Here is a 12,814-nt window from a genome sequence, read left to right on the forward strand (position 1 = left end):
AAATCAATTAGTTAGAATGCCTTAATTTACATGATGTTATAGAAAAATTAGTGACTAACAAAAAAATCGATTTATTGGCTACAGCCTAGTCTAGTAAAGGGTTTTATGGGTGTGCCGGGAAATTTCGTACCTTCCTGAAAAGAACCCCGTTAAGGGAGAAGGGTTGGGGATCAAGTGACACTTTCTCGAGTGAGTCCGCGGGATCCAGAGCTTTAGTATAGAGCTAGATCAGTGGATCCCTCGGACCGTACAGCGTTGTTAGAAGAGCATTTCCGCATTAATGGCTTTATTAGAAACTATTGTTGCATCGAGGGTGTATCACATTCTATTGACGCTTCAAAAGGATCTAAATTGCAGTTATCGAGTTGGGCCTGTTCAAGTGGCCTCTCAAGAGGTTTTTCTTTATTAAAAAAGTCATATTCATTCCATAATGATTCAAATTCACAGCTTTGGCGAGGTCGTTTGTTATTACCTTGCAAAAAGAAGTTGCTTTTTACAGAGGAAGAATAATTATTTGCACTTTGATCTAAACCTTTATTTATTGCTATAACTCTTAGTTCTAGCTTAGGTAGTATGATTTTGAGTATAACTTCATGATAGTTTGCTTTTAATGCATTGATTAACTGATCATACTTTTCTGCCTTAATGGTTGTTAGATGATAACTTTCTTTTATAGTAACCCCCTCAACTTTAATGATTTTATTGGTTAGTTTAAACAGTGTTAGCGGACTATAACCCGTGATCTCATGGCGACATATTTCCAGGCAAAATAGGTTATGTAATATTTGCAGCTTGATATTATTTACCCAACGAAGGTCTTCCATAGTAATTTTCCGGGCTTTTTCGACATAGGGTTTTACCTTTAGGGCTTCATTAGCATAAATGTTTTTGTTTTTTATAAGTGTATTATAAAAGTTATTTTTATAGGCTGTTGCTATGGGTTGATTGAGATTGACATTAATCATATGGCGATAAGCACTATTTGGAGTGGATATGATTTTAAATAACGTATCAACGGCTTCATCCATAAATTTTGTTTCAAATTCCTGCAGTTGTAATTTTGAAATTTCATTAGGGAATAATTCTGTTTGCAATACTTCTGCTAATTCCGATTCAATATATTGTATTTCTTCTTCTTCTCCTGCTGTTCCTATTAATTGAAGTGGGTATGTCCCTAGGATAGGATGCTCTAATATGTGCCTCACATGATCCGGGTTTAATTTTAAAAAATTAGGACCCCAGCAGCACTCAGTATCGATTTGAACAACTGTGGCTATTCCCTTCTCGGGGTCAATCGCCACACCCCAATTACCTGGATTATTATCTGTATTAACCAGGAAATGATTTAACATGTTTGCTGCCCCAAATCCTTTGAGAGTATATTTGGTGGACTCAGGGGTGTGGCCTCCGTTTGATGTTACAATTTCTTTAATTTGCTCCTGACTGAGATGTAATTGAGTCTCATCCTTATTTTTAATGGCGTTTATTTTTTCTTCAAATAACTTGAAATCAACAATTTTTGCTTTTTCATATTCCCCATCATGCTTAATATAATACAGTTCCTGAGTATCGTTCGTTTTAATAAATATATAGCTGTTTTTGTATTGTGCAGGAGATTCAGGTAGTTTGGACATCAAATGGAAGTCACACCCTACAGGATAAACCAATTGATTTTCATCAATATAAAAACCGTTATCAATTAAAATATCAGCGGAATTAAAATTGGGTATATTTTTTGATGCTGTATAAAAATTGAGAGATAGGTCAATCGCATAGGTCACAACAGGTTGTAAATCATTACCTAATTTGTGATATAAAGTTCCTGCAAGAGACGTTAGCATGGCGTGTAATTTGTTTTTAGAATGATTGCTCTCAAAACCAAATAATTCATTTTTATGGAACAGTTTAGGTATAGATCGTATACCCTCTTGATCATTTTTGAAGGTTACAATAGAAAAGTGCCATGCCCCATCTTTATCGGCTACCAAAAAATTAATTTTTCTACCGGAGTCTAAAAATTCAGCATATTCTTTTGGGTTAAGATCTGTTTCATAATTTTCAGGTAGTACATTTTCGTTAAATTGGAGTTTTATTAACATATTATTCATTCAACACTGATTAGAGGTCTTTAGATAATTCAAGTGAATTGTTAACAGGCCATGATATTAATAAGAGATTATACATAAGAACTATTATTTCCTATATTGATTCAAATAATATCATACTATCTTTTTTATGTTAATATTTGATTTATTTTATTCAACTATGTGCTTGATTAAGTGTAAAAAATAGTGGCTTTAATCATTATTCTTATTTGAGAATTTTATATTCCATCAGAGTCAATAGTCCCGAGGTGGGATAAGTAGATGTTAGTTTAAATCCACTGGATTCAATCAATTCTTGCCAATTGGTAAGGGTTCGTTGACGTCCGCCAACCAGTACCATCATGATAATATCCATTGTTTTATTCGTATGGGGTAAGGGATCATTGGGTATGATTTGTTCGGCAATAATTAACGACGAATGGTTAGGCATATGAGTATAACATGCGTGTAAAACTTGTTTGATGACGGTTTCACTGTAATCATGCAATAGTGCCTTTACAAGATAACCATCGATGTGTTGTAAATTTTTAAGTTGATCATTTAATTCCTGGATGTTCAATTGAAAATTAATATCCAGATTGTGAATGAATACAGCAGGGTAGCGTGTATTTATTGCGTTGGTTAAGCCAGCGGTTTTGTTTCCAATATTGACCAGATGTTGATGCTGACCAAAATCATATCCCTGTGTTATGGCTTTATCATCGAAGGTTGAAAGTACGGCCAATCCTTTTTCATAATTTGTTTTAGTCTCCGCATGCTGGTCAAGATAATTAAAAAAATCGATTCCATGTTGAAGTTTGAAGGCTGAAACCCCTGTTTTGAGCTCCGTATCAAGATGAGCAAATGCTTGCCACCAGGATTCATCAACCATGCACAATACCTCTTTGATTGAATGAGCGTTATCTTGTTGTAAGGGATAAGATAATGAAGTAAGCGCATAAGAATCGTCAACTTTGGTAAATAAACCATATGCAGATAAGAAACTAAGGAGCCGGTCAAGCAACTCTGGGATTGTAGATGTTTTTTTAGCGATAATCCCTACGGGAGTTAGCTTATCAGACATATGATCTGCAATACCGAGTTTTGCAATCGCTTGTATTGATCTTGATACCACATAGTCACGCGACATAATGGCCAGTTGGATATGAGCTGGGGTTGATTCGACGTCCATATCTAGTATCCTTATGAGTAAAAGAGAACTTCTTTAACGAGGCTTTGGCCATTATCATAAATGACCGCAAAGACGAGTTATTAACCATTCTTATAAAAATGACTAAAGTCCAGTTTAATTTGCCAAGCATTTTCTGGTCACAAATCGGGTAATTAAATATTAAAATTGGCCAATTAATGACATCCGTACTATGTGATTTATTTTGCGTGCAACTCATTGTTTGAATCCGCCTTGAGTGCCCCACCCTCTTAATTAGTAAAGCAAAGTGTAAATATGATTACTTTTCTGGAACCCCTAGGATCTCATTAGCTATAATTAAAAGAATTAGAAATTCGCATTTTACGTTGCTACTGCTGAATAAGGAAATATCATGCAATATATAACAGAAGAGAATATGCCGATTTTTCAGGAGGCGACACGGCTTAGAGATGAATCCATACGTCTGCATAAAGAATGGCTTGCTGAAGTTGAAGAGTCAAATAAAGGTAGAACTTCATTTGAAGATACCGAACCCAAATTTAATGAATATCTTGCTGCAACAAAGAAATGGAAGGATTTTCAAGATGTGCATGCTGAAATACTTTTAGCAAAAGTGCAAAATTAAATTAGAGGGAATAACTTTGGGTCTAATTAAAAAATTTACTAGGTTTAGTAATTCAGACTTAGGTTTTGGGTTCAAACAATAACTGTTACTAACTTGTTTTATGCAGCGCATTAATAACAGCCGTAGGGTTACTCGCAATAACTGTTAAATAGGCTCTCGCGGATGATTCTGGTGTGCGCTCGCCCCGCTCCCATTTTTCTAATGTCCTCACACTAAACCCAAATTCTTCACAAAATTTTTGTCGGCTCATATGCATTTTCTTTCTAATAGCCATAACATCTACTTGAGTAGGAACTAATACTTCATGTGTAACCGCGCCTTTTTTGTTCCCTTTAGCGTACTCAAGAGCCTCCATTGCCCCACGGATTAAACTTTCACCCAAATCACTCATGTTCATTCTCCCCATAAACCTTAACAATAGTTTTGATAATGGTTTTCAATATATTCTTTTCACTTTCGGTAATATTTTCCTTTTGATTTTTTCCGTAAGCGGTAAACAAAAAAATAGGCATATTTTGATTATGGTAATAATATATAACTCTTGCACCACCACTCTTACCTTGATTACTATCAGCTGTCCAACGAATCTTTCTAGCCCCGCCAGTTCCAGAAATAAGATTTCCTTCTGTCGGATTTTGAGCAATATGACTTATAAAGTCATCTCTGCTTTTCTTATCCATACAAGATTCAGCCTGCTTTATATATTCTGCTGTTTCAACAACAACTTGGGCTTTTTTTATTATTTTCATAATTAAATTATGACCCCAATAGGGTTGTTTGTCAACCCCAGTAGGGTTGACAAACCAAGAGCGTGTAATATATCATTTGTATTACGTAAATAAGGATTCCCTGCTTTTGAAATAGCAAGCGTAGCCTTGATGCAGCGATAGCGTAATCAAGGTTTATTTATTTCTCTTTCTCAATTAATATTTCTACTCCAACCATTCAGGGAAATATATAAAATGGTGAATTACCGAAGAAGCTTCGTTCCGGGAGGAACGTTTTTCTTTACAGTGACCTTGAGAAATAGAAAATTAAGCGTGCTTGTAGACCAAATTCATTTATTAAAAGAAGCGGTTCAAAGGATTAAAACGCAACATCCTTTTCTTATCAAAGCTTATGTAATTTTACCCGAACATCTTCATATAATTTGGCAGTTACCGCATGGGGATTCAAATTACTCTCAGCGATGGAAGAAAATCAAAGCGCTATTCTCAAAATCTGTAAATAAGTCAACTTTTCCATTGATTAAAACACGACACAATGAATATTGTCTTTGGCAACGTCGGTTTTGGGAGCATACTATTAAAGACGAAACAGATTTTGAACATCATGTGAATTATATTCACTATAATCCGCTCAAACATGGTTTGGTTGAATCCTTGCATCATTGGCCTCACTCTTCTTTTCATCATTATTTACGAATTGGAAGATTACCCAAGAATTGAGCTGATTCAAGGTTTGAAGCTAGCCGAGGATTTGGAGAATGAAACCTTGATTTCGCTGCGCTGCATCAAGGCTACATTGGCTTGAATCCTCCTTCTATAGCTTTTAAGTGCCGCTGGCAATATTTTTTGTTGGGTCAAAATGACCCAACCTACTTGCTACCCAGGATTTAATTTATCGCCATGAGATCGGAAGGCTCTTTTACAATCTTGTAAACTATACGATGAAACAGATAGAATCACCGAGACCAGGTTTTCTTGCCAACAGGGATTTTGCACCACTGGAAGCCATTGGGGAACGTGATTTTTTAGAGACCATATGAATAAAGTTAATAATCAAATGAGTGGATATATTGATGCAATGCTCTATGTGATGCTTGCATCAATTGCCTTTGTCTTTCTTGATGATCTCTGTAGTGATGTTGAACCATTGACAGCTTTGTTTGTGATGAGTGGCATTGCAATATTTTGCTTCAATTTACTCTGTTTAAGAAATTTAAAAACGGTTTACGACGCTATTTTACAAAACCCATTTTTATTTTTAATGATGTCTACGGCTCTGGGATTAGATTGGCTATGCATGGTTTATGCGACCTATCTCTCCGATCCTTTTATCACCATGACATCACTTTTTATTTCCTCAGCTTTTTTAGGGTTTTTCAGCCTTTATCGAAAAAGCGGCACGTCCTCATATCGCTGGAGCATGCTAATTTTAGTAAGTTCTATTCTAATTTTATTTTTTAAATATGAAATACAAAAGCCAGGAAGCACCCTCTTTGGAATCTTGCTAGGAATCTTGGCTGGACTTGCTTTTTACATCTACATGCTAACATCCGAACAGCTATGCGCCCGTGCTAAATTAACGTCCATTCAAGTTCTGGCAACACGCTTTTGGGTATTGTTTATTGGTTCATCACTATTTATACATCTTGATACTCTCCATGCCGCCCTCAAAGATAATGCCCGTCCATTGATTGCAGTAAGTATTGGTTCTTTAGTAATCCCTATTTTCTTTAACCAGCAGGCGATTCGGAAATTAGGAACTGCAACAACCTCTGTTATTATTAGTCTTGTCCCTATCACAACCTATTTAATCTATGCATTTTGGAATGGCAATTTAGTGTTCACAAATCTATTAATCGGCCTTGTTATTACCTCGGCCCTAGCGCTACCCCAAATAATTGGCGCACGTTCCTAACACTTTCTTTATTTCAAATAAATTTAAATCAAATCTTAGCAAGCGTAGCCTTGATGCAGCGATAGCGTAATCAAGGTTTATTTATTTCTCTTTCTCTATTAATATTTCTACTCCAACCATTCAGGGAAATATATAAAATTGGTGAATTACCGAAGAAGCTTCGTTCCGGGAGGAACGTTTTTCTTTACAGTGACCTTGAGAAATAGAAAATCAAGCGTGCTGGTAGACCAAATTCATTTATTAAAAGAAGCGGTTCAAAGGGTTAAAACGCAATATCCTTTTCTTATCAAAGCTTATGTAATTTTACCCGAACATCTTCATATGATTTGGCAGTTACCGCATGGGGATTCAAATTATTCTCAGCGATGGAAGAAAATCAAAGCACTATTCTCAAAATCTGTAAATAAGTCAACTTTTCCATTGATTAAAACACGACACAATGAATATTGTCTTTGGCAACGTCGGTTTTGGGAGCATACTATAAAAGACGAAACAGATTTTGAACATCACGTGAATTATATTCACTATAATCCGCTCAAACATGATTTGGTTGAATCCTTGCATCATTGGCCTCATTCTTCTTTTCATCATTATTTACGAATTGGAAGATTACCTAGGAATTGGGCTGATTCGAGGTTTGAAACTAGCAGAGGATTTGGAGAATGAAACCTTGATTTCGCTGCGCTGCATCAAGGCTACATTGGCTTGAATCCTCCTTCTATAGCTTTTGGTGCCGCTGGCAATATTTTTTGTTGGGTCAAAATGACCCAACTTACTTGCTTAACGATTGCAAAAGAACTTCCGGTCGAAAGGGCCCCTCCATAATTGAAGATAATTTCCTAAAACTCATTTGCGAAGCGTAAATCGATATAGTTCATGTTTTATATTTTGAGGTGGAACAGCATTTAAGTGTTTCAGGAAATGTTTTAAAAAGACGCTTTTTTTCTAATAAACGAAGCATATTAACTTTTATAAGCTTTCGACGCACGGCTACATTAGCTTCACACATATAAACTTTTATACCACGATTATGAAACTGCTCCACCAATTCGCGCAATATTGTCAATCCCGTCATATCCATAAAAGGAACGCTCTTTAAACGTAAAATAATCACTGAAGGATCGGTATGAGTCACTGCCAAGGCTCGTTCAATTTTCTCAGCTGCACCAAAAAATAGCGGTCCTTGAATTGTATAAACTAAAAGATCTTCGGGTAGTTTAATATCATGTTCATTGATTTCGTTTTGAAAATGTATCGAAGAATGAGTTTCTACAACAATAGCTTGGTTCATTCGTCGAATAAAAAGTAGAATGGCGAGAATTACGCCCGTATTAACAGCAACAACTAAGTCAGTGAATATGGTCAGAAAAAAAGTAACTAACAAAATTGTAACATCGTATTGCGGTGCACGCTTTATGGTGTAAATGAAATGTGGAATATCACTCATATTAAATGCAACTACAAACAAAATTGCCGCCAAAGTACATAATGGAATTGCTGAAGCAAATGGTGCTAAAAATATAATTATTAATAATAATGTTATCGAATGAACAATAGCGGCCAGTGGGCTATTTCCGCCATTTCGAATATTAGTAGCAGTTCTAGCAATCGCTCCTGTAGCGGCAAAGCCAGCGAATAGAGGTGCTATAAGATTCGCTAAACCTTGTCCAATAAGTTCTTGATTCGCATCATGGCGTGTATTAGACATGCCATCAGCAGCCGTAGCTGATAATAGCGACTCAATGGCACCCAATAAGGCAATAGTAAAGGCTGGACCAATTAATTGAGAAATTAATTGAATAGATAAGTTTGGCAATTGAAACGAGGGTAATGCCGATGAAATAGTTCCAAATGCACTTCCTAAGGTTGAAATGCCTTTAAATTGAAAAATTGTTTGCATCAAAGTAGCTATGACTAGCGCAATAAGGGGCCCTGGAATACGTTTTAAAAATCGAGGAGCTAGCAAAATCAATGCTAAGCTCATCATGGCCATTCCTGTTGTAGTCAAACTTAAATGCGGTAATGCCATTAAAAGTGAGTATATTTTCTGATAAAAAGGGGCATCCAAGGGTAATGAAACCGATAACCCAAAAAAATCTTTCCACTCGCCAACAAAAATAATAACACCAATTCCAGAAGTAAATCCTACAATCACTGGATCAGGAATAAATTTAATGACATCACCCAGTTTTGTTAGCCCCATGAGGATGAGTATTCCTCCAGCCAAAAGAGTAGCTATTTGTAACCCACTTATCCCATATTTAGCAGTAATGCTCGCTAAGATAACAACAAATGCTCCTGTGGGGCCTGCAATTTGAACGCGTGTACCTCCAAATAATCCAACAATAAAACCAGCAATGATAGCTGTATATAAGCCCTGTTGTGGTGGTACGCCAGAGGCTATCGCAAAAGCCATCGCTAATGGAAGCGCAACCACACCAACAATAAGTCCAGCGATTAGATTAGGCAGCCAATTTTTAAACCCTAACAAACCCGTACGATACGCTTCATAAATGGCAATCATATGGATTTACTGCTTTCAGATTTTTTTACAAAAACTGACTTTAACATCATTGAGCCAATACCCTCGTCAATATCGTGATCGCCATCAACCAATCGAAGTATTTTTACTTTGGTTCCTACTTTTATAATGGATGATGAACCCTTGATTTTTAAATCTTTAATAACCGTAACAAAATCGCCCTCCTTTAATAAGTTTCCATTCGAATCACGAACCGTAAACCTGTCGTTTTCGGTGTTTTCGTCTATTTCATTTTTTGACCATTCATACGCGCATTCTGGGCAAATATACAGCCCGTTATCTTCATAAATATATTCAGATTCCTGCGGGACGTTCATTCTATTAATCTCCATAGGGTATGTTATTAAGATTGCCTCAATTGGCATCGAACCAAAAAACCAGGGTGCTTATGGCTCGGTTCCAGAAACCAAATAACAAGGCTCCTGATCGACAGGCATCTCTTTTAGCTCTTCGGGCGTTAAGCGTGCATAGACTTCTATTCCCTATCCTGAGGATCACGCAGCCATAACTTGTGTAAAGGAGTGCCTCGCCAAGTCGTTCGTGGTGGTTTAATTATTTCCAGACCATTCGCCTTAGCACGAAAGTAACTTTCAGTAACTGTTGCTTTGTCGCTCACACCAAGCCTGATGTGATACATACTGTAAGTATCTAATGGCTTACCGCTGTCATTAACCAAGCGAGATGTGCGGTCTTTGGGTTCCGTTCCGAGAAACACCGAATAGAATACCGGGCTTTCGTCAAGATCAGATACGCGAACACTCAAATGAAATTCTAGAGGTGAACTATTCATGAGAAACCTCCTTTTAGTTAACCAGTCTGGAGTTATTAAACTAGTCAATATTAATTATTTACTGATTAAACATAGCCAACAGGCGTTCGATACCAATGGGTTCTTCCTTCAGTAGGGGAACAACTGCATACCGTGTAGCATACTGGTTAGCCACTTTATCAATTTGAATCAGTTCATTTTGTGCTCTTTGGCGTAATAGCACCGAATTTGTCTGTGTAGCTGCTATACTATTATTGATAATCCACGCCCAAGGTTCAATACCTGCACGACGCAAGTCTTCTTGTAAGTTAGCTGCCTCAAGTACTGGAGTCGTTTCCGCTAACGTGACGAGCAGCACTTTGGTCTGTTTGGGATCCTGTAATTGCATCATGGGCGTGGTAAAAGAGATCTTCTTACCACTCATCTGACGCTCAATTTCTCGGTGATATGAACCCGTAGCGTCAAGTAATAATAATGTATGCCCGGTGGGTGCTGTATCCATCACTACGAACTTTTTGCCCGCTTCACGAATAATTCTTGAAAATGCTTGAAAGACAGCGATTTCTTCAGTGCATGGTGAACGCAAATCTTCTTCCAAAAGAGCGCGATCTTGAGCATTGAGTTGTGCACCTTTTGTCTCTAGCACATGTTGTTTGTAGCGCTCCGTTTCAGCATGTGGGTCAATCCTGCTTATAGTTAAGTTGTCCAGAGCAGCAATCAAAGTTTCGCTCAAATGTCCCGCAGGATCAGAAGTGGTAAGATGCACTGGAAGTCCTCGATTTGCTAACTCAATTGCTACAGCAGCAGCAAGTGTTGTTTTACCGACCCCACCTTTTCCCATGACCATCACAAGACCATGACCACCATCTGCAATACCATCAATCAGGGTTATTAAGCGAGGATAATCGTGAGCGACATTATGCTCGCCTTGAGGAGACCATCGTTGCACAGAGAGGGTTAGTAATTGATGTAAGGATTCTAAACCCACTAAATTAAATGATTTAAGTTCCACTGTGTCACAGGGCAAATCATTAAGTACAGAAGGAATAGCCGTTAAGGCAGCCTGTTCACGAGAATAAATGGCTGCTGCTAATGCATCATGCTCCGCTTCGCTAGCTGGTAGTATGCCATTGATAATCGGAAATTGTTGCCTCATGCCAATAGCTGCCAGCTCTTCATGGGTTCTAGCAACTTCTCGCAAAGTCGCAAGCTGTGCCCTTGCCACTAGCACTAATCGTGTGCGTAATGGATCAGATAATGCTTCAACAGCCATTTTATACTGTTCACGTTGTTTTTCCAGTCCAGCTAAAGGCCCGAGGCAAGATGCATCTCCTTGGCCATTTTCAAGAAAACTATTCCAGGCACCTGGCAATTGTAACAACCGAATGGTGTGTCCGGTGGGTGCGGTATCGAAAATAATATGCTCGAACTCAGCTGTCAGTGAGGTGTCAGTAAGCAGTGCGGTAAATTCGTCAAAAGCTGCAATTTCCGTAGTACAGGCACCAGACAGTTGCTCTTCCATATCCTTGACTACTGTATCAGGGAGAACGCCACGAACCGGATTTATAATTTTATCACAATAAGCTTGCGCTGCCGATTCTGGATTAATTTCCATCGCATAGAGGCGTGCTACCGCTGGGATTGCGGTAATTTGGTTACCAATACTGACATCAAATACTTGCCCCACATTGGAGGCAGGATCAGTACTGACCAGCAATACACGCTTATTTGTTTCAGCCAGTTGAACTGCAGTAGCACAGGCTATTGATGTTTTGCCTACTCCACCTTTACCAGTAAAAAATAGGAAGCGCGGGGGTTGTTGTAGAAATTTCATCTTTTTGCATCCCTGTTTCAATAACCACTACTGAAGTAGCGACTGAGTGATTTCAATATTAGTTTCTAGCACCTACTTAATAGTTGCTCCTAAAAACCATCGCTTTCGTAACCAAAATGCTGCATTCACAAGTAAAATAAGAACCGGCACTTCAACAAGAGGACCAATTACCGTTGTAAAAGCTATGGCAGAATTAAGTCCAAAGGTGGCAATTGCAACAGCAATAGCCAATTCGAAATTATTACTGGCTGCAGTAAATGATGCTGCCGTTGTCTTTTCATAATTGGCCCCAATAAGCTTCCCCATCGCAAAACTGACAAAAAACATCACCACAAAATAAATGACCAGAGGTATGGCAATACGAATGACGTCTATAGGAAGTTGCAATACCATAGCGCCCTTTAAAGAAAACATCGCAAGAATCGTAAAAAGTAGCGCAATCAATGTAATGGGAGAAATCTTTGGTAAAAAAATGGTTTCATACCAGATTACCCCTTTTCTCTTTATCAATACAAAACGAGTCAGAAACCCTGCGAAAAAAGGTATGCCTAAATAAATAAACACGCTTTCGGCAATCGTCATAAAATTGATGTGGACTATTTGGCCACTCATGCCAACAAGTGGTGGCAAAACCGTTAGAAAAAACCAGGCGTAAACACTGAAGAACAGCAATTGAAAAATACTGTTAAATGCCACTAAGGCAGCAACATACTGATTATCCCCTTCTGCTAGCTGATTCCAGACAATCACCATGGCAATACAGCGTGCCAGACCAATAAGAATAAGCCCAGTCATATATTCGGGATATCCATGTAAAAATAAAACAGCAAGACCAAACATGAGGAAAGGACCGATAAACCAGTTTTGAATCAATGACAACAGGAGAGTTCGCCAGTCTTTAAATATCAGGGGTAATTCTTCATATTTTACTCGGGCTAATGGAGGATACATCATTAAAATAAGACCCATAGCAATAGGAATATTCGTCGAGCCAATAGATAAGGAATTTAAGAATTGCGGAGCGCTGAAAAAAAATGAACCAATAGCGATACCTGCAGCCATCGCTACGAAGATCCATAGGGTTAAATATTTATCTAAAAATGAAAGACGCCCTGTCCTGCAAGTGGTCATAACAATTCCTGCTCT

At 37.9% G+C, this 12,814-nt stretch carries 13 protein-coding genes; 4 read left to right on the forward strand and 9 right to left on the reverse strand.

The window, feature by feature from the left end; translation table 11 throughout:
* Positions 1 to 296: 296 nt before the first annotated feature.
* Both LOX96_RS14575 and LOX96_RS14580 read right to left on the reverse strand, forming a co-directional pair.
* On the reverse strand, positions 297 to 2,108 hold the full coding sequence (locus tag LOX96_RS14575; protein ID WP_250423787.1) for a hypothetical protein: 1,812 nt from the start codon (positions 2,106 to 2,108) through the stop codon (positions 297 to 299).
* A gap of 202 nt (positions 2,109 to 2,310) precedes the next feature.
* A complete protein-coding gene (locus LOX96_RS14580) occupies positions 2,311 to 3,276 on the reverse strand; it encodes a methyltransferase (protein WP_250423779.1) in 966 nt (321 codons plus the stop codon).
* Between the two features lie 370 nt (positions 3,277 to 3,646).
* Between LOX96_RS14580 and LOX96_RS14585 the strand changes: the two genes are divergently transcribed.
* A complete protein-coding gene (locus tag LOX96_RS14585; protein WP_250423777.1) occupies positions 3,647 to 3,880 on the forward strand; it encodes a hypothetical protein in 234 nt (77 codons plus the stop codon).
* 88 nt (positions 3,881 to 3,968) lie between these two features.
* Here the strand turns inward: LOX96_RS14585 and LOX96_RS14590 are convergent, their stop codons facing one another.
* Together LOX96_RS14590 and LOX96_RS14595 are read right to left on the reverse strand one after the other, a co-directional pair.
* On the reverse strand, positions 3,969 to 4,271 hold the full coding sequence (locus LOX96_RS14590; RefSeq protein ID WP_250423775.1) for a helix-turn-helix domain-containing protein: 303 nt from the start codon (positions 4,269 to 4,271) through the stop codon (positions 3,969 to 3,971).
* Positions 4,264 to 4,629, reverse strand: coding sequence for a type II toxin-antitoxin system RelE/ParE family toxin (locus tag LOX96_RS14595; protein ID WP_250423773.1), 366 nt, complete (start codon positions 4,627 to 4,629; stop codon positions 4,264 to 4,266). Before LOX96_RS14595 ends, LOX96_RS14590 begins: the two co-directional genes overlap by 8 nt.
* A 213-nt stretch (positions 4,630 to 4,842) precedes the next feature.
* Between LOX96_RS14595 and LOX96_RS14600 the strand changes: the two genes are divergently transcribed.
* The 3 genes from LOX96_RS14600 to LOX96_RS14610 all read left to right on the forward strand — a co-directional run bounded on the left by LOX96_RS14600 (position 4,843) and on the right by LOX96_RS14610 (position 7,189).
* The gene (locus LOX96_RS14600; protein WP_250423771.1) at positions 4,843 to 5,328 is read left to right on the forward strand and encodes an REP-associated tyrosine transposase; all 486 of its coding nucleotides are present in this window, start codon (positions 4,843 to 4,845) and stop codon (positions 5,326 to 5,328) included.
* 316 nt (positions 5,329 to 5,644) lie between these two features.
* Positions 5,645 to 6,523 carry a hypothetical protein gene (locus LOX96_RS14605; RefSeq protein ID WP_250423766.1) on the forward strand — a complete coding sequence of 293 codons (879 nt, stop codon included), beginning with the start codon at positions 5,645 to 5,647 and terminating at the stop codon, positions 6,521 to 6,523.
* A gap of 141 nt (positions 6,524 to 6,664) precedes the next feature.
* Positions 6,665 to 7,189: an REP-associated tyrosine transposase gene (locus tag LOX96_RS14610; RefSeq protein WP_250423765.1), complete on the forward strand. Its 525-nt coding sequence runs from the start codon at positions 6,665 to 6,667 to the stop codon at positions 7,187 to 7,189.
* Between the two features lie 208 nt (positions 7,190 to 7,397).
* Here LOX96_RS14610 and LOX96_RS14615 read toward each other — a convergent pair whose 3' ends face one another.
* The 5 genes from LOX96_RS14615 to arsB all read right to left on the reverse strand — a co-directional run bounded on the left by LOX96_RS14615 (position 7,398) and on the right by arsB (position 12,799).
* Entirely contained in the window at positions 7,398 to 9,047 is a 1,650-nt protein-coding gene (locus tag LOX96_RS14615) for a SulP family inorganic anion transporter (protein ID WP_250423763.1), read from the reverse strand.
* On the reverse strand, positions 9,044 to 9,382 hold the full coding sequence (locus tag LOX96_RS14620; protein ID WP_250423761.1) for a zinc ribbon domain-containing protein YjdM: 339 nt from the start codon (positions 9,380 to 9,382) through the stop codon (positions 9,044 to 9,046). Before LOX96_RS14620 ends, LOX96_RS14615 begins: the two co-directional genes overlap by 4 nt.
* A gap of 158 nt (positions 9,383 to 9,540) precedes the next feature.
* Positions 9,541 to 9,855, reverse strand: coding sequence for a VOC family protein (locus tag LOX96_RS14625; protein ID WP_250423752.1), 315 nt, complete (start codon positions 9,853 to 9,855; stop codon positions 9,541 to 9,543).
* 58 nt (positions 9,856 to 9,913) lie between these two features.
* The gene (gene arsA, locus LOX96_RS14630) at positions 9,914 to 11,668 is read right to left on the reverse strand and encodes an arsenical pump-driving ATPase (RefSeq protein WP_250423751.1); all 1,755 of its coding nucleotides are present in this window, start codon (positions 11,666 to 11,668) and stop codon (positions 9,914 to 9,916) included.
* Between the two features lie 72 nt (positions 11,669 to 11,740).
* Complete coding sequence (arsB, locus tag LOX96_RS14635; RefSeq protein ID WP_250423748.1) at positions 11,741 to 12,799, reverse strand: ACR3 family arsenite efflux transporter; 1,059 nt, start codon at positions 12,797 to 12,799, stop codon at positions 11,741 to 11,743.
* Between the last annotated feature and the right edge of the window lie 15 nt (positions 12,800 to 12,814).

This window comes from Legionella maioricensis (assembly GCF_023618015.1).
GTDB classification, from domain to species: Bacteria; Pseudomonadota; Gammaproteobacteria; order Legionellales; family Legionellaceae; genus Legionella; species Legionella maioricensis.